The organism is Marixanthomonas spongiae (assembly GCF_003095375.1).
GTDB lineage: Bacteria > Bacteroidota > Bacteroidia > Flavobacteriales > Flavobacteriaceae > Marixanthomonas > Marixanthomonas spongiae.
Genome location: NZ_QEHR01000004.1, coordinates 144,451 through 162,909, shown reverse-complemented (window position 1 = coordinate 162,909; position 18,459 = coordinate 144,451). Strand labels below are relative to the sequence as shown.

The 18,459-nt window shown below is 39.5% G+C and carries 17 protein-coding genes; 10 read left to right on the top strand and 7 right to left on the bottom strand.

Annotation, left to right across the window (positions count from 1 at the left end):
- Nucleotides 1-26 precede the first annotated feature (26 nt).
- Nucleotides 27-1,901 (bottom strand): cation:proton antiporter, encoded by a 1,875-nt coding sequence (locus tag DDV96_RS07175; RefSeq protein ID WP_116694083.1) that lies wholly within the window; start codon nt 1,899-1,901, stop codon nt 27-29.
- Between the two features lie 138 nt (nt 1,902-2,039).
- On the opposite strand from DDV96_RS07175, the gene DDV96_RS07170 reads away from it, so the two are divergent.
- The 7 genes from DDV96_RS07170 (at nt 2,040) to DDV96_RS07140 (ending at nt 10,848) form a co-directional block, all read left to right on the top strand.
- Nucleotides 2,040-2,900 (top strand): MBL fold metallo-hydrolase, encoded by an 861-nt coding sequence (locus DDV96_RS07170; protein ID WP_116694082.1) that lies wholly within the window; start codon nt 2,040-2,042, stop codon nt 2,898-2,900.
- Between the two features lie 12 nt (nt 2,901-2,912).
- Nucleotides 2,913-4,592 (top strand): S8 family peptidase, encoded by a 1,680-nt coding sequence (locus DDV96_RS07165; protein ID WP_116694081.1) that lies wholly within the window; start codon nt 2,913-2,915, stop codon nt 4,590-4,592.
- 113 nt (nt 4,593-4,705) lie between these two features.
- The gene (locus tag DDV96_RS07160; RefSeq protein WP_116694080.1) at nt 4,706-6,541 is read left to right on the top strand and encodes a M1 family metallopeptidase; all 1,836 of its coding nucleotides are present in this window, start codon (nt 4,706-4,708) and stop codon (nt 6,539-6,541) included.
- A 76-nt stretch (nt 6,542-6,617) separates the two neighbouring features.
- Nucleotides 6,618-6,983 carry a ribonuclease P protein component gene (locus DDV96_RS07155; protein WP_116694079.1) on the top strand — a complete coding sequence of 122 codons (366 nt, stop codon included), beginning with the start codon at nt 6,618-6,620 and terminating at the stop codon, nt 6,981-6,983.
- Nucleotides 6,970-7,812, top strand: coding sequence for a DUF4349 domain-containing protein (locus tag DDV96_RS07150; protein WP_116694078.1), 843 nt, complete (start codon nt 6,970-6,972; stop codon nt 7,810-7,812). Before DDV96_RS07155 ends, DDV96_RS07150 begins: the two co-directional genes overlap by 14 nt.
- Before the next feature lie 46 nt (nt 7,813-7,858).
- Nucleotides 7,859-8,986, top strand: a complete 1,128-nt coding sequence (locus tag DDV96_RS07145; protein ID WP_116694077.1) for a hypothetical protein — start codon at nt 7,859-7,861, stop codon at nt 8,984-8,986.
- Between the two features lie 239 nt (nt 8,987-9,225).
- Complete coding sequence (locus tag DDV96_RS07140) at nt 9,226-10,848, top strand: S41 family peptidase (RefSeq protein WP_116694076.1); 1,623 nt, start codon at nt 9,226-9,228, stop codon at nt 10,846-10,848.
- Between the two features lie 81 nt (nt 10,849-10,929).
- Here DDV96_RS07140 and DDV96_RS07135 read toward each other — a convergent pair whose 3' ends face one another.
- Both DDV96_RS07135 and DDV96_RS07130 read right to left on the bottom strand, forming a co-directional pair.
- Complete coding sequence (locus DDV96_RS07135) at nt 10,930-11,493, bottom strand: PIN domain-containing protein (RefSeq protein WP_116694075.1); 564 nt, start codon at nt 11,491-11,493, stop codon at nt 10,930-10,932.
- Nucleotides 11,483-11,938, bottom strand: a complete 456-nt coding sequence (locus tag DDV96_RS07130; protein WP_116694074.1) for a helix-turn-helix domain-containing protein — start codon at nt 11,936-11,938, stop codon at nt 11,483-11,485. The genes DDV96_RS07135 and DDV96_RS07130 overlap by 11 nt, the downstream gene beginning before the upstream one ends.
- Nucleotides 11,939-12,115: 177 nt before the next feature.
- On the opposite strand from DDV96_RS07130, the gene DDV96_RS07125 reads away from it, so the two are divergent.
- Complete coding sequence (locus DDV96_RS07125) at nt 12,116-12,952, top strand: sterol desaturase family protein (RefSeq protein WP_116694073.1); 837 nt, start codon at nt 12,116-12,118, stop codon at nt 12,950-12,952.
- Between the two features lie 168 nt (nt 12,953-13,120).
- Nucleotides 13,121-13,492 carry a hypothetical protein gene (locus DDV96_RS07120; protein WP_116694072.1) on the top strand — a complete coding sequence of 124 codons (372 nt, stop codon included), beginning with the start codon at nt 13,121-13,123 and terminating at the stop codon, nt 13,490-13,492.
- Here the strand turns inward: DDV96_RS07120 and DDV96_RS07115 are convergent.
- The 4 genes from DDV96_RS07115 to DDV96_RS07100 form a co-directional block, all read right to left on the bottom strand.
- Complete coding sequence (locus tag DDV96_RS07115; protein ID WP_116694071.1) at nt 13,482-13,922, bottom strand: GNAT family N-acetyltransferase; 441 nt, start codon at nt 13,920-13,922, stop codon at nt 13,482-13,484. The genes DDV96_RS07120 and DDV96_RS07115 overlap by 11 nt on opposite strands.
- A gap of 73 nt (nt 13,923-13,995) precedes the next feature.
- Nucleotides 13,996-14,907: a cation diffusion facilitator family transporter gene (locus DDV96_RS07110; RefSeq protein WP_116694070.1), complete on the bottom strand. Its 912-nt coding sequence runs from the start codon at nt 14,905-14,907 to the stop codon at nt 13,996-13,998.
- Nucleotides 14,908-14,922: 15 nt separating this feature from the next.
- Nucleotides 14,923-15,354 (bottom strand): ribose 5-phosphate isomerase B, encoded by a 432-nt coding sequence (rpiB, locus tag DDV96_RS07105; protein ID WP_116694069.1) that lies wholly within the window; start codon nt 15,352-15,354, stop codon nt 14,923-14,925.
- A 523-nt stretch (nt 15,355-15,877) separates the two neighbouring features.
- A complete protein-coding gene (locus tag DDV96_RS07100; RefSeq protein WP_116694068.1) occupies nt 15,878-16,117 on the bottom strand; it encodes a putative signal transducing protein in 240 nt (79 codons plus the stop codon).
- A gap of 108 nt (nt 16,118-16,225) precedes the next feature.
- On the opposite strand from DDV96_RS07100, the gene rnr reads away from it, so the two are divergent.
- The gene (gene rnr, locus DDV96_RS07095) at nt 16,226-18,433 is read left to right on the top strand and encodes a ribonuclease R (protein ID WP_116694067.1); all 2,208 of its coding nucleotides are present in this window, start codon (nt 16,226-16,228) and stop codon (nt 18,431-18,433) included.
- Nucleotides 18,434-18,459: the final 26 nt, after the last annotated feature.

Sequence of the window (18,459 nt, the reverse complement as noted above, 5' to 3'; positions counted from 1 at the left end):
GAAAAAACGGAACCATAGCGGTATTATTATGATTTCTGGTTCTGTATTTCATTCTCTTCTTCTTTGGTGGCGTTCATCACGTCTTCAAAATCGATTGGTTTTCCAAGATAGACGAGGTGACTGCCTTCGGAAATTTCCATTTCCTGTGGGTTTTCAATAAGTTCTATGTTGTTTTTATCGTCTTTTAAAAACAGGGCAACTGCATTTTCTTCTTCTTCAATATAGCCCAACAGTTTCAAAAACTTGGATTGGGTTTCAATGGGCAGTTCTTGTATGGAAGGAAAATCGCGCGCCACTTCGGTAAAGCGAACATAATCGTGAGTGGTAGAAAACAATTCTCTTGAAGAAAGGGTGTTTTTAACTTTCCGTTCTTCAGAATTCATCAATCGAAATGAACCATTCTCACCAAAGGTATCTCCGTAACGGGAAATGGCCTGTTTATTGATCTCGTCGTTACCCGTCATGGCCAATAGATAACCTACGTCGTTCAGTTCGATATTGTCGGTAAGGTCGTCGGAATAGATGTTGGCGTTTATGGCTTCAAGGCCTAATTCTTTTGCTTTTTCAATGTTCAATCGGTTGGTATCGACCAAGACCACGTGACGGTTGTTTTTTTGTAGATAGGTACCAATCAATCTGGAAACTTTTGAAGCGCCCACAATCATAATCCCTTCCGAAGTTTTTAAGAAAACCCCCACAGCCGAAGCAACCAACCGCGCGGAAGCTGCATTTAACAGTACGGTAACCAATACCACTGCAAAAACCAATGGGGTAATGTATTCGGCTCCAGGCACCCCTTCGTTTACCAACTTCGTACCAAAAAGCGAGGCAATACCCGCAGCAACGATACCCCGTGGCCCTACCCAACTGATGAAGATTTTTTCATTCACCTTTAAGCTCGACCCGGTGGTACTCAAGAAAACTGCAAGTGGCCGTAGTACAAAAATGATGATTCCGAGTAAAATGGCGGTTTTCCAATTGTACACCAGCAATAAATCTTCTAAGCTAATATTGGCCGCCAAAAGGATGAACAAGATGGATATCAATAAAACACTCAAGGATTCTTTAAAATACAACAGCTCTTTTAAACTTGGCAAATCGCTGTTTCCTAAAAACATACCCATCACGACCACCGCCAAAAGTCCAGATTCGTGCGCAAATTGATCACTGAGCACAAAAATCATCAAAACCAAGGAAAGCGAAACCACATTTAGGAGGTAGTGTGGCACCCATTTCTTTTTAATCGTGAAATAAAGCGCGTATCCTGCCGTAATACCAAAAGAAAAACCAATCAAAATAATCTTACCAAATTCAATCAAGGCCTGTTTAGTGTAACCGGCATCTCCTTCAACGCTTATAAACTCGAACACCAAAACCGCTACCAGGGCACCAATAGGGTCTATTAAAATACCTTCCCATTTCAATACTGCGGAAACGTGCTTTTTTAATGGGATGTTGCGTAAAATAGGAGTGATCACCGTAGGTCCGGTAACGATGATCAAAGCCGAAAACAAAAACGACATACGCCAATCGAGCCCAAAAACATAGTGGGCCGCCACACCGGCACCAATAAACGTAACAGTAGAGCCTAAGCTGATGAGTTTTCCTATAACCCCGCCAACTTTGGTAATTTCACCGCGCCTAAGGGTTAAGCCGCCTTCAAAAAGGATGATACCAATGGCCAAGGAAACAAAATAAAACAGGTTTTCCCCGGGGAACAGCCCTTTTTCGCCATTGTAGATGGGCTGTATCCATTGCTGGCCGTCTTCAGAAAACAAGGTGGAAATAGGGCCTACAAACAGCCCGATGAGTATTAACGGTAAAATGGCGGGGATTTTAAACTTCCAGGCAACCCATTGTGCCAATATTCCTAAAACGATAATCCCTGCCAATTCAACCATATATTTCTTTTTTTTGTAAAATAAGTAGTTTTGAAATTTTCCAAAAGCTAACTTTTTGTTAAAAATAGTACAAATATTTCAGTCTGCCACCAAGGGACTGCAACGCTTTTAGTATTTTGCACATTTTAAATGTGACTTATGAAGTTGTACCCCATTGAATCTGGAAATTTTAAGCTGGATGGCGGTGCTATGTTCGGCGTAGTGCCAAAATCCCTTTGGAACCGAACCAACCCCGCAGACAGTAATAACATGATCGATATGGCTGCCCGTTGCATGCTTGTTGAAAACGGCGACCGTCTAACCCTCATCGACACCGGAATGGGCGATAAGCAAAGCGATAAGTTTTTTGGTTATTATTACCGCTGGGGCGACCACAGCATAGACAAATCGCTAAAACAGCACGGTTTTCACCGCGATGACATTACCGATGTTTTTTTAACCCACCTTCATTTTGACCATTGTGGGGGCGCTATACAATGGAACAAAGACCAGACCGGCTACGAGCCCGCATTTAAAAATGCCAAATTTTGGAGCAACAAAGACCATTGGGAGTGGGCCGTACACCCCAACGCCCGTGAAAAAGCTTCATTTTTAAAAGAAAACATCCTCCCTATGGAAGAGAGCGGTCAATTGCATTTTGTGGATAAACCTTCTGGGGATTTTGCCCAGCCCAACGAAATGGACTTCGGTATGCTATTTGTAGATGGCCATACCGATAAACAAATGATACCGCACATTGATTACAAAGGAAAAAAACTGGTCTTTATGGCCGATTTATTACCCACGGCCGGCCATTTGCCACTACCGTATGTAATGGGCTATGACACAAGACCGTTGTTGACACTGCCCGAAAAAGAGAAGTTTTTAAACGAAGCGGCAGATAACAATTATTATCTTTTTTTGGAGCATGACGCCCATAACCAAATAATTACCGTAAAACACACCGAAAAAGGCGTACGCTTAGACCGGGTTTTTACTTTTAACGAACTATTTAATTAATTTTTTTAGCACATGAACATTTTAAAAACATCCCTTATGGCTGCTGCTTCAGCAGTAGTGTTGGCTAGTTGCGGGAGCAGCACGGCCCCAATTGTTTCAACACCAATTGAAAACATAGACACCTTACCCTTAAAAACAACCCCGCTTACCGAAGAGCAGTACAAAAACTGGGCTGCGGCCGATCTGGTTACCGATACCATCCCCGGGATGAGCGTGGACAAGGCTTATGAAGAAATCATTTCAAAAAGGAAAAAAGGAAAAACCGTTATTGTTGGTGTTATAGACAGTGGGATCGATATTGAACATGAAGACCTTAAAAACGTAATCTGGACCAACGAAGATGAAATTGCCGGGAACGGAATAGACGATGACAACAATGGCTATATAGACGATATCCACGGGTGGAACTTCCTTGGTGATATTGTAGGCGAAAACATGGAATATGTTCGTATCGTTAGAAAATTTGGCCCAAAATTCGAAGGCAAGAGCGAAGCTTCCATCAGTGCAGCCGAACGTCCGTCGTACGCCTTGTACCAAAAAGCCAAAGCCGAATTTGAAAAAGAAAAACAGGAAGCCGTTGCCAACAAAGCCCGGTACGAGCAAATTTATGGGCAAATGGAACCGGCTCACGAAGCTATGGCCAAAAAACTGGGTAAAGAAGACTACACGGCCGAAGACCTAAGGGGGCTTGAAAACCCCACACAAACCGAACAGCAACAAATTGGCATGCTTTCGCAGATCCTTCAAAATTTTGATACAGTACCCGAAGCCTTAGATCGCTTAAAGAGCGGTATTGACTATTTCAGTGGAAAAATGGACACCCATTTCAATCTTGAAAAAGATTTCCGTGGCGTGTTGGGCGATAACCCAGACGATATTACCGATATTGGTTATGGCAACAACGATGTAGATGGTCCCGACCCTAAAAAAGAAGATGCCAAGCACGGAACCCACGTAGCTGGTATAATTGCAGGCGAGCGTAATAATGGTATTGGCGTGGACGGCGTGGCCAACAATGTTGAGATTATGGTAATCCGTGCCGTGCCAGATGGCGACGAGTACGATAAAGACATCGCTTTGGCCATTCGCTATGCCGCAGATAATGGTGCAAAGGTAATCAACACCAGTTTCGGAAAATATTACAGCACCCATCCTGAATGGGTTCGCGACGCCATTAAATATGCCGCATCAAAAGATGTGTTGATCGTAAATGCTGCTGGTAATGAAGGCATTGACCTCGACGACACCGAAGTCTATCCAAACGACCAGACCAAAACCGACGCCGAGTATGCAAACAACGTGTTGACCGTAGGCGCGCTTAACTTTACCTATGGCGGAGAATTGGTGGCCACTTTTTCTAACTACGGAAAAAGCAACGTGGACGTATTTGCGCCCGGCGTAAAAATATGGTCTACCACGCCTTTGAACAACTACGAATATTTACAAGGAACCTCTATGGCCGCGCCTGAAGCGGCTGGGGTGGCAGCGACTATCCGCTCGTACTATCCAAATCTTTCGGCATACGAAGTAAAACAGATAATCATGGACAGCGGTCTGACTACCAAAAGTCCTGTTGTGCTGGGCGGCGATGCATCGAACACCGATAATTTTGGGAACATTTCAACATCGGGGAAAATGGTAAATATGTACAATGCCTTGATCTTGGCAGATAAACGGTCGCGATTAAAATAGACCATGTCAAATTGAGCGCAGTCGAAACCTTATTGTTCTCGACTGCGCCTGTCTGCTGACAAAGGGATAATTGGCAGACACACCCTTTTTTTAAAAAATCTAATACTACACTTATGAATTATTTCTTCGGAAACATCCTCATCTTTTTTATGGTGGCTTCGGTTGCAGCACAAAACAATACAAGCTATTGGCAGCAGAAAGTAGATTATAAAATGGAAATCGATATGGATGTGGAAAACTATCAATACAAAGGGAAACAGGAATTGGTCTATACCAATAACTCCCCCGATGTGCTGGATAGGGTTTTTTACCATTTATATTTCAATGCCTTTCAACCGGGCAGCGAAATGGACGTGCGTTCACGTACCATAGCAGACCCAGATAGCCGTGTGGGCGATCGTATTTCAAAGCTTTCCCCTTCTGAAATTGGCTACATTAAACCAACCCTGCTCACTCAAGACGGGCAAACGCTTAACTATGAAGTGGTGGGGACCGTTTTGGAAGTAGAACTGAACAAACCCATCCAACCCGGCGAAAGCACTACTTTTAATATGGAATGGGATGCACAGGTGCCTGTACAAATTCGTCGTTCGGGCAGAAACAGCGCTGAAGGAGTTGCCTTGTCCATGACTCAATGGTACCCTAAAATAGCCGAATACGACTTTCAAGGCTGGCATGCCGATCCATATATAGGACGTGAGTTTCACAGTGTGTGGGGCGATTACGATGTAAAAATAACCATCGATGCCGCATACACCCTTGGCGGAACCGGATATGTGCAAAACCCGGAACAAGTGGGGCACGGCTATGGACCAAAAGGGTTGAAAAACATGAAGCCTGTTAACGGGAAATACACTTGGCATTTTAAAGCCCCAAAAGTACACGATTTTACTTGGGCGGCAGATGATAACTATATTCACGACAAATATGAAGGACCCAACGGTGTAACGCTTCATTTTTTGTATAAAAACAATCCCGAAATACAGGAAAACTGGAAAAACCTTCAGCCCAAAACAGCCGAATTGATGAACTATTTCAATAAGCACATTGGGGAGTATCCGTATAAACAATATTCGGTAATTCAAGGTGGCGACGGCGGTATGGAATATGCCATGAGCACCCTCATTACCGGCGAACGCAAATTTGAAAGTCTTGTAGGCGTTACCGCTCACGAATTGGCGCACACATGGTTTCAGTTTTTATTGGCCACCAACGAGTCGAAGCACGAATGGATGGACGAAGGGTTTACGAGTTATATTTCCGCAGCGGCCATGAATGAGGTGATGGACCAGCAAAAGCCCAATCCGTTCAGCGGATCGTACCGTGGCTACCGGTTTATGGCGTTGAGCGGCCAAGAACAACCGCTAACCACCCACGCAGACCGCTACGCTACCAACCGTTCATACGGCATTAACGCCTACAGCAAAGGCGCTGTATTTTTGGCACAATTAGGTTACGTAATTGGTAAAGAAAATTTGGACAAAACACTTAAAAAGTATTTTGACGATTGGGCTTTTAAACACCCAACACCCAACGATTTTATACGTGTGGCCGAAAAAGTTTCCGGTTTTGAACTGGATTGGTACTTAACCGACTTTGCCCAAACCACCAATACGATTGACTACGGAATCAAAGGAGTTGAATCTGTTGGAAACACAACAACCATAACACTGGAGCGCATTGGTTTAATGCCGATGCCCATCGATTTATTTGTAACCTACGAAGACGGAACAGAAGAGTACTTCTACATCCCGTTGCAAATGGCGCGTGCCGAAAAACCGAATCCGTACCCAAATATGAAACGCCGGGTATTGCCAGATTGGGCGTGGGCCTACCCTACCTACCAATTTGAAATAACGGACGGCAAAAAAGTAAAAAGCATGAAGATCGATGCTTCCAACCTTATGGCCGATATCAATTTGGAAAACAATACCTGGGGCGTAGAGTAATTTTTTCTGAAACCTCATTTAAAGAACAGACCTCACAGTTTAGTAAACTTGTGAGGTCTTTTTATATCTTTACGCTATGAGCCAAAAATTCCCAAAAAAAGAAAAACTAAAAAGCCGAAAAATGATCGCTCGGCTTTTTTCTGAAGGGAAATTTTATAAAAAATATCCAGTAAAAGTATTTTTTATTGAAATGGAAGATGCCGAAACCAATCAAGCTACTTTTGCCGTGCCAAAGCGCAATTTTAAGCTGGCCGTAAGCCGAAATCACATAAAAAGAAAGCTTCGCGAAGCCTACAGAATCAACAAAGAAGCACATCTGGAAAAAAGCGGCAAGAAATTTGCGCTGTTGTTTTTGTATCTTGGAAGAGAAAAACCAACCTATACAGCTGCTGAAGCTTCGGTTGTTTCGCTCCTTAAAAAACTAACAGATGAAAGCAATTAGCCTATTTTTTTTCTTGTTTGCCTTAGCGTGTTCAGATGGAAATCGGAGTGCCGATACGGTATCTACAAGTCCTCAGCCAAGTTATGAATCTGAAATAGTGGAAAGTGAAGAATTTGCTGAAGAAGTGCCCATCACGCAACAACTAACACCACCTCCGCCACCTGCTCCTCAACAAGAACAGAAAATCATTAAAACCGCTCGGCTAGCTTTTGAAACACCTTCACCCGAAGAAACCCACAAAAGAATATTACAACTCACATCACAGTATGAAGGCTTTGTAGCCAATGACAATTCTGGGAAAAGTTACAATCGTATCTATAAAAATATGACGATTCGTGTACCGACTAAAAACTTTCAAGCGTTTATCAATTCGGTTTCCGAAGGGGTGGAGTATTTCGATCAACGAGACATTTCACGGCAAGACGTAACCGAAGAGTTTGTCGATTTGCAAGCGCGCTTAAAAGCCAAACGCAAGCTCGAAAACCGCTATTTAGAACTACTTTCCAAAGCAAAAAACGTCAAGGAAATGCTCGAAATTGAACGCGAGCTCTCTAACATCCGCGAAGAGATCGAGGCCAAAGAAGGCCGGTTGAAATATTTGCAAAACCGAGTTTCCGTTAGCACAATTAATTTAGAATTTTACAAATACACCGCTAAAAGCGGCGTCACCGTTTCCTACGGACAAAAAATTAAAAACGCCTTACAAGGCGGCTGGAACGGCGTTTCGGTGTTCTTTTTAGGATTGTTGTACTTATGGCCACTATTTATCGTGATTATTATTGTGCTGTTGGTAGTGCGTTGGTTGGTTAGGAGGAAGAAAAATAATTAGTTGTGAATTGAATGTATATATTTGTTATGCCCAATTAAAATAAAAAATGGATAAAGAGTATATTCTAAAAAAAATAAATGAAGATAACTCATATCTAACTGATCACAATAAATATATTCGTAACCCTAAATTAGATTACCATCTACTAGACAGACCCAGTAACTTTATTCCAGCAAACAATCTTTCTCTATATTTAGAAGATTTTATAAAGCGATTTAAGCACATAGGTATTAGGGTCAGTCGTAATACAAACGATGTTTTAAAAGAATTTTTAAATTTTTTAAATGGTGATGTATCAAAATTGACCATTTATCATTGGTCTATTGTACCATTGAAAATGAGTGCTGATGATTTTAAAGTTGATAATATTTATATATCATCACTAAACACGAATGAATTCCAATCAATTGCAAAAGAATACCGAATAAGCGATCACACCATTGAACAAAATTCGTGTCTAAAAAATAATTCAACTATTATAATTAGCGAAGTAGTTATAGAAAGCGATAAAGCACAGCATCACAACAGACATATTTGGTTTGACAAACTCGATGAAATTTATTCAAACCATTTAACTTTAGCTTTTCTTTTACAATTTCATTATTCTGATAACCTAAGCAAATTAACTTCTATATCTTCGGATAATTTTCCATTTGCAGGGGTATCTTGGTCTAATTCTAAACATTCTATCTTACTCAATGATATTAAACAAGAAAGCCTTATAAAGATTAAAACCTTAATGAATTTCTTGAAGAACAAGCTTTACTATAGATTAATAATTCAAAGTGAGTATACTTCTAAACATATTTTCGAAAATATTGTCTTCTTGAGATCTATGATCGACCCTTTTTTATCCAAAAATGATCCAACTATTAAATCAATATCCCAAAAGCAAAATTTACATAAGACTATAGTTCAAGCTAGACTAATAAAGAATACATTACTTAATCAAAACACCCCAAATAGTCATGTTCCCTTAGACTTACTTAAAGATTTTCTTAAAATTAGAAATAAATTAATTCATCCATCACCAACAAGAAGCATAGCAGAGTTTCATAAAATGTATGATAATATCACCTTATTGCGCAAATCAATATATGAATTTGTACAATCTGCAATTGAAATTGGAATAAATGATAACTTGAATGAATTTGAGATAAATATTAGCCCTTGAGTGAGTATAATGATCGCTATGTTTCCTTGAAGAATAGTTCTACCGAACCATAATGTGAAAGTAATATTTCCTAGGATTATCTTGATTGAAGTATTAATTGAAAAGAAAAACCAAGCCAAACTATATATAATCAAAATTATCGTCTCCAAACATACTTTTTGTTTTGAGAAAATGTTTTGTACTTTAAACTAGTAACTGATATTTTTACTGTCTACCGTAGCCATTTTAAAATAAAAATCATGAAAAAGAAAATATTTATCCCAATAATCGCCGTGGTTATTCTATTTACAACGGTGAGTTTTAAAAGTGATTTCTTTGAAATTGCGAAACAGATAGAAATCTTCACCACCCTCTACAAAGAGCTGAACATGAATTATGTGGATGAGGTGACACCAGCAACCTTGATGGACAAAGCCATTAATGGCATGCTGGAAGACTTGGATCCCTACACCGTCTATTGGAACGAACAGGAAGTGGAAGATGCCCGCATCCAAAATTCCGGTACATATACCGGGATTGGCGCTTCGGTTAAAACCACCAAAGATAAAATTACCATCATAGAACCGTTTCAGGATTATCCGGCCGACAAAGCTGGGTTAAAAGCGGGCGATGAGATCGTGAAAATAGGCAACACTTCGGTCGCTGGATTTGATGGCGATGCCGGGGAGCTGCTAAAAGGTTCTAACGGAAGCGCTGTAGAAATTACCTATAAACGCCAAGGAAAAACCCAAACAACCACCTTAAAACGCGAAAAAGTAGGAATAAAAGCGGTTCCGTTTTACACTTTAATGGACGACAACATTGGGTACATTGTGTTGAGCAAGTTCAACCGAAAAGCTGCTGCCGAAACCAAATCTGCTTTAGAAGACCTCAAGCTGCAAGGCGCCGATAAATTAATATTGGACCTGCGCGGCAACCCCGGCGGTCTTTTAAACGAAGCCATAAAAATCGTCAATCTTTTTGTGGACAAAGGCGAAGTGATCACCACCACCAAATCGGTAATCGAAAAGTACAACAAGGTCTATAAAACCAAATCCAATCCAGTTGATACCAATATTCCTATCGTCGTGCTGGTCAATGGCCGCAGTGCATCGGCCAGCGAAATTGTTTCGGGCGGATTGCAAGACTTAGATCGTGCCGTGGTGGTTGGAGCGCGAAGTTTTGGAAAAGGTCTTGTACAGCGCCCTAAAAAGCTTACATATGGCACCCAGTTAAAAGTAACGATTTCCCGTTATTATACACCAAGCGGTCGTTGTATCCAGGCATTGGATTATTGGAACCGGGACGAAAATGGCGATCCTATACGGGTAGATACCGAAGAATACAACGAGTTTAAAACCAAAGGCGGTAGAACGGTGTATGACGGCGGTGGCATAATGCCCGATGTGGAAGTGGAAACGGCGAAATTCAGTCCAATTACTACAGCCTTGCTAAAAGATATGGCAATTTTTGATTATGCTACGCAGTATTACTATTCGAATCAATTGGAAGATTACCATACATTTAAATTTACCGATACTGATTTCCAAAATTTTGTAACCTATTTAAAGAAAAATGGTTTTGAATACGAAACCGAAACCGAAAAAGAATTTGCTGAAGCCCTTCGAAGAGCGGAAGATGACGACCTTAAAGACGAAATACAGCAAGGGTACAACCAATTAATGACTTCTATAGATAAAGCCAAGGAAAAAGCCTTAGTTTCAAAAAAAGCCGAAATAAAATCCTTGCTCAGCGACGAAATTTTAAAACGCTTTTTTTACCGGAACGGTATGTACAATTACCATTTAGACCACAATCCCGAAATATTGGAAGCGGTTTCAGTATTGACCGATGGTAATCGGTATGAGAAGATTTTGAAGTAAGAAAAGTCGGTGGTTTCGATACGATCCCGATTATCATCGGGACCACTCATAACCTTTTAAAAAAATTAGTATCGTCCTTTATTATAATTGAGAATGCAGAAAATCAGCTGTTTCTTTTAAACCTCTTTTTCTTAGAATTTCAAGAACTTCAAATTCATCCAAATCTGGGTTTCTTCTGTTCAATACCATATCTTTAAAGGCTTTAACAGCTTGTTCTGGGTTTAAATCTATGATGTCTGTTAAAAAATCATCTGCTGTTTTAGCAGATAATCCAAAAGAAGCCAAATAGTCTTTTGGAAAATCTTTAATATTATTGGTAACTATAACGTTAGCATTGGTTTTTATGGCAGCAGCCAATACGTGGCAATCTTTCATATCTGGTAATTCCAACCCTTCAATAAGTCCCGAATAGTTTGTAACCAATGCATCGGGGAATGCTAAATTTGCCTTCCCGATTCTCTTTTTTGCCTCCTTTTCATCAATGCCTTTTCGTTTCATCACATCCTTCCATTCATCGAATATGTGTTCACTCCATTTTGGGGTAAACATATCATAAAAAGCAAACCAAAAAAGTAAATCCCTTATTTCAATGGGATATATCACATTTGTGTCCAAAACACACTTAAACCGTACACTATGAATCATATACTCCTAATTCTTCATCAGATTTCATGATATCGATAATGTGCTGCTTCTGTATCTTCTTCATGTGCTTTTTATACTTCATAACATCTTCAAACCTAACTCTTCTATGTTTTCCAACTTTGGTAAAATCTATTTTTCCATCTTCCAATAGTTTAACCAAATGTGGTCTTGAGCAACCTAAAATTTCAGCAGCTTTTTGGGTTGTAACTTCGGTTGCTATTGGAACAAGTGAAAAAGGTTTGCCTTCGCTCATTGCTTTTAAAATATCCCCTAATAATTTTAAAGCACTTAAAGGGATTTTAATTCTTTCTTGTGTTTCTTCAATCTCTATTTCTGGATTGTCAGATCTTAATTGTTCTATTACAGAAGCTAAAGCATCATAAGATTCTATTGCAATTTTTTGCTCATCTTTAGATGGTTTAATACTATTCTTAAATGTTTTCATGAGTGTAATTTGCTTATGGTAACACAATATTAAACGAAATAAACGAAACAAACTTACAGTTCAATGTTAATTTTTGAATAAACGCTACGAAAATCAACCGTGGATAACAGGTTTAGTTATTAATCTATAATTGTTTTAATATATTTGATTTAATAATAAATATTGCTTTTAAAATAAATGGAACCTTTCCTAAACTTCTTCGAAACCATGCCCATCTGGATGAAAGCCGGCTGGGTGTTCGTTGTGTTGGCGTTTTTTTGGATATTGGAGGGGTATTACAGCTTGGTAGTTTTAAAATACAAAAAGTGGAAACACGCCAAGACCAACCTAATTTTGTTGGCTTTTGTCATGATTATTAATGCCGTGTTCGGGATTGCGACCGCCGCCGTTTTTATTTGGCTGAATGATTCGCAATTTGGATTGCTGCACCTGTTTAAAGCGCCTATCTGGGTGGAATTGCTGCTTTCGCTCTTGGTATTGGATTTTATCGCGCAATACGGCGTACACTACCTATTGCACAAAGTTCCCGCTATGTGGCGGTTGCATATAGTACACCACAGCGACAAAAACGTAGATGTTACCACCGGCACACGCCACCATCCGTTCGATTTTATTATTCGGGAAACTTTTGCGCTACTTGCCGTACTCATCATGGGAATGCCTATCGCCTTTTATTTGTTTTACCGAATTTTAAGCGTGCTGTTTACATATTGGACACATGCCAACATCAGCCTTCCACCAAAGTTGGACAAAGCGATCAGTTACCTATTTGTAACACCCAACATGCACAAATTTCACCATCATTATCAAATGCCTTGGACCGACAGCAATTTTGGTAATATGTTCTCCATTTGGGACCGGTTGTTCGACACGTTTGTGTATGACGATGTTTCAAAAATTCAATACGGTGTCGATCTGGCTGATCATACTGACGATGAAAATATTAGCATCCAATTGGGAATTCCATTCAATAAAACAGTGGTTTCAAAAGGGAAAGAAGTTAAGGAGTTTTAATATTTGACAAAGAACTGAATGATATATAATGCAGGGTTGAATGCGTTATCAATAGTTTAATTAATGAGATGAAAATACCGTATCATTAAATGCTTTTACAGTAGGTTGAACCATTTATTAACATTATTTTAATAGCGAAATTGGTCAAATTTCCGTATAATATGGGTTATGGTACAAACAGACAAGCAGGAAAACGACGAAGTTCTTAAAGAATCTGTTGCATATTTGGAAAACAAAGGATTTGAGAACATTAAAGCCGATATTGAAGGCTATGAGACCCCTAAGTCGTACAATAAAAAAGGAAGTGATGTAAGCATCACCCCTGATATTGTAGCGGAACGAGCAGGCATTAAGCATTATTTTGAAGTGAGTTTAAAGTCTGACAGAACAAATTTACTAAAGTCCAAGTGGCGCTTTTTGGACGTACTGACACGCATGCGCAACGAGCGTTTTAAAATCATTACCCGCCGGGGGCATTACAAGTTCACCAACGAAATGCTGGACCACCTTAATATGGACAAAAAGCTCATTAAGCTGTAACCATAGCAATGTGTGGGATGCCATCTTCTAAGTATCCTTCGCCAATGGGTTGAAAACCGTGCGATTGGTAAAATTTTATTAAATACTGTTGGGCCGAAAGTTTAATGTTTTCGGTTTGATAGTGCTTTTTAATGGCCGTTTTTGAAGCTTCCATTATGGCGTGCCCATAATTGCATTTTCGTTGATTTTTTGCTACCACCACCCTGCCAATGGCAGCTTCTTCAAAATAAAACCCAGGTGGGAAACAACGGGTGTACGCAATTATTTTACCATCTTTTTTCCCGATAATATGAAGTGCTTTTGCGTCTTTCCCATCAATATCTTGATACACGCAATCTTGTTCTACCACAAATACTTCAGAACGAAGCTGTAATATATCATGCAGTTCGTAAATGGATAGCTCTTCAAATTTTTTGATGGATATTTCCATAGAATAAATTTAATCAATAATACAGACCTCAAAGATTTAAAGATTTTAAAAACCTTTGAGGTCTAACAAATAATCAATCCTGAACAATAATTTCTTTCGGATCGTCTTTTTGATATTCCGGTTGAATATTAACGTGATTTATTCCGAAGTCATCAAACAATATTTTTTCCACTTTTTCCAAAATTTCATCAAATTCTGAAAGGGTCAAATCCTTTGAAAAATCGATATGCGCTTCCAAATGTGTTTCTTGTTCATTGAGTTGCCATACGTGAATGTGGTGGATGCTCTTTACTTCAGAAATGGTCGTTATTTTTTTGCTGATGCGTTCCAATTTAATGTCTTTTGGCGTAAACAACATCAATACATTAAACGAATTTTTTAAAAGATCGTACCCAACCACCAGCAAATAAATGGCAATTAACACAGTAAGGACGCTATCGATCCAAAACCAACCGAAATATTTCATCAACAAGCCACCGATCAACACGGCTACCGAAGCCGACATATCGGTCAATAAATGAACATAGGCCGATCGCATGTTCATGTTTTCTTTAGAATCTTTGTAGAGCAACAGCACACTGAAACCATTGGCTACAATCCCCAACACGGCCAACCAAATTACCAACCCGCTTTCAATTTCCTGCGGATTGATAAACCGTTTTACAGCTTCATAAATAAGGTACACCGCAACCACCAACAGCGTAGCGGCATTAACGAAGGCAGCGATAATCTCAGCACGTTTATAACCAAACGTTTTATCGAACGAAGCTTCTTTTTTTGAATATCTATCGGCCACATAACTAATGACCAAAGAAGCAACATCGCTAAAATTGTGCAACGCATCGCTCAACAGCGAAAGACTGCCAGATACCAATCCGCCGATAACTTGAGAAACCGTGATAACGATATTTAAGATAATTGTTATCAACAACTTCCTTCCTTTTAAATCGGCATGGTCGTGGGTATGTGTGTGCGCTTCGTTCATGTATAGTACAACAAATTAGGAGCAAGCTATCTTGTCAACCCTACGTTTGTGGCGACCGCCTTCAAATTTTGTTGAAAGAAACGTTTTTACCATCTCCAAGGCTTGGGGCTCGCTGGTAAAACGCGCAGGAATACTTAAAATGTTGGCATCGTTGTGCTCCCTGGCCAAAGCGGTAATTTCTTTGGTCCAACATAAAGCCGAACGTACTTTTTGGTGCTTATTGGCTGTCATATTTGCTCCGTTTCCGCTTCCGCAGATAATGATTCCAAAATCTACTTTTTGGTTTTCCACATCGTCTGCAACTGGGTGAACAAAGTCTGGATAATCTACACTTTCTTCGCTATCGGTCCCGTAGTTAATAACTTCGTAATTTTTTGATTTTAAATAAGATACAATCGTTTTTTTGTATTCGGTCCCGGCGTGGTCGTTTCCTATGGCTATTTTCATGGTGTTTGTTTTACTACAAAGATAGGGGTAATATTGAGTAAATTAACCTTTAGAATTAAAAATCAAATGGTTACCTTTTGTTAAAGATTCCTTCACATTAAAGTTAACAACTATGTTTATAATTGTTGATAGTTAAATAAAAATAAAGTTGCGGAATTGAATCGAAATTTAAATATGGTTTTTAAATATTCAAAAGCAAATTTTAAGTCCATCTTTTTTAAGCGAGTTATGAGCAATAAAATGTTGGTTGCAAACAGCCATTTCAGAAATACATATTAAAAATACGTTGTTAACAAGGATTGTTGACAGCTGTTGATATTAGTCTTTATGTTGTTATTTTTCAACCTTAAACGTTCTTAAAAATTTGTTAACAACTGGTACAAAACAATCGATAACTTAAAAACAAAATAAAACTTCAAAAAGTTATGCTACATATTAACAGCCTATAATAACCATCATTATTTATTTTAAAATTTTAAAAAAGAAAAAAGATGATTATTATATTGTTGATAAGGTTGAAAACTCAAACAATCCGCATTTTTGACGTATTGAAAAAATCCTCGATAATTTTCTTGGCACGGGCTTCGTCCTTTTTATGCACTTGTAACCTAATGCCGCCAATAGCATTTGAGTAGAAGGGAAAAACACTGGCCATCGTTTCGTTTAAAAATACGTGCGGGATATCGTGTTGCTCTAAAAGCAAGGCCAAGACGGCATATTCGCTCTGGTAGGTAAAGGTTGCTATGATCACAAAATTCTCCATTGCTTTTAATGTGTTGCGTTTTAAACCGTATCAAGGTACTAAATCTTTGCTAAAGAAACCGTGCTATTGTCTTAATAATGGTACATTTACATCAATTAAAATATAACAATGCCAAAAAGAAATACGAAGAAGAAAAATAACAAAATAAAGGGGCTTGGAGAAAGCATCATAAAAATACTGCGCAAAGCAAATTCCAAACCCTATAACTACAAACAGATTGCGGCCAAATTAGGTTTAGACGACCCCAATAGCCGAAACCAAATCACCAAAAAACTCAAACAGTTAACGGCTAAAGGCACCATCGAAGAAGTAGAACGGGGAAAATACATCATTGCCCCATCAAAAAACCATTATACCGGCGTGGTCGATATTACCAGCCGTGGTCAAGGCTACATTATTGTTGACGATCTGGAAGACGATATTTTCGTAAGCAACAAAAACCTCAACAAAGCCCTAAACGGCGATGTAGTTGAAGTGTATGTGTTTAAACGCAAAAAACGTGGCAAAGCCGAAGGCGAAATTACCAACATCCTGCAACGCAAACGTACCGAATTTGTAGGTACCATAGATATCCATGAAAATTTTGCTTTTGTTGAAATAAACGACAGCAGCATGTACACCGATATTTTTGTGCCAAAAAGCAATATTGGTAAAGCCAAAAACGGCGAAAAAGTATTGGTAGAAATCATCGATTGGCCCCAAAAAGCCGATTCGCCACTTGGCCAAATTAAAAAAGTACTTGGTAAACCCGGAGAGCACCATACCGAAATCCATGCCATTTTGGCACAATATGGATTGCCGTATGAATTTCCAAAAGAAGTGGAGGACTATGCCAACCAACTGGACACGTCCATTCAAGAAAGTGAAATTAAAAAACGCCGCGATATGCGCGATGTGCTCACGTTTACCATAGACCCGAAAGACGCCAAGGATTTTGATGATGCGTTGTCTTTTCAGAAATTGGAAAACGGAAATTACGAAATAGGCATCCACATTGCCGATGTGTCCCACTACGTACAACCGGGAACGGTATTGGACGATGAAGCCTACGAGCGTGCCACCTCTGTATATTTAGTAGATCGTGTAGTACCCATGTTGCCTGAAGTACTCTCAAACAAGGCGTGTTCCTTACGCCCTAACGAAGAAAAATACACCTTCTCGGCTGTTTTTGAAATAGATAACCAAGCCAAGGTTAAAAAACAATGGTTTGGTCGTACGGTAACATACAGTGATGCCCGTTTTGCGTATGAAGAAGCACAGCACATTATTGAAAATCCAGATAGAAAGTCACACGAAATCCCTTCGGAAATATCCATTACCGATAAAAAATATACGGTCGATTCCAATATTGCTTCAGCCATTTTAGAAATGGACCGCATGGCAAAAATACTGCGCACCAAACGTATGCGTCAAGGAGCCATCTCATTTGATAAAGTGGAAGTAAAATTCAAATTAGATGAAAACAACGAACCGGAAGGCGTATATTTCAAGGAAAGCAAGGACGCCAATAAATTGATTGAAGAATTTATGCTCTTGGCCAACCGAAATGTTGCTGAATTCATCGGCAAGCAAAAGCCCGAAAAAACGTTCGTGTATCGAGTGCACGCCGAACCCGATGACGAGAAAATAGCCGCACTGGAACGCATTATAAAACGGTTTGGCTATAAATTGGACACCCGGGACCCTAAAAAAACGGCCAATTCCATCAATAAACTATTGAAAGACGTGGTGGGTAAAAAAGAACAAAATCTAGTCGATGTTTTGGCCATAAGGACCATGAGCAAAGCGGTCTATACCACCAATAATATTGGGCATTACGGTTTGGCTTTCGATTATTATACGCACTTTACCTCGCCCATACGTCGGTATCCCGATGTTATGGTACACCGGTTATTACAGCGGTATCTGGATAAAAAACAGTCGGCCAACCAAGATGAATACGAAGAAAAATGTGGCCATTCCAGCGAAATGGAAAATTTAGCCGTCAATGCCGAGCGTGACAGCATTAAATACATGCAGGTTAAATACATGATGGATCATGAAGACGAGGAGTTTTTAGGCGTTATTTCAGGTGTTACCGAATGGGGGATTTACGTAGAGATCATTTCCAATAAATGTGAAGGGATGGTGCGCCTTAACGACCTGCGCGACGATCATTATGTGTTTGATAAGGACGAATTTGCCGTTATCGGGCAACGTACCCACAACAAATATACCTTAGGCGATGAAGTGTATGTAAAAGTAAAAAATGCCGACTTGGTTCGCAAACATTTGGATTTTAAGATGTTGGGAAGCCGAAAAGAAATTGAACAGTAAGGTGATCTTATTAATTTAAGGCTTTT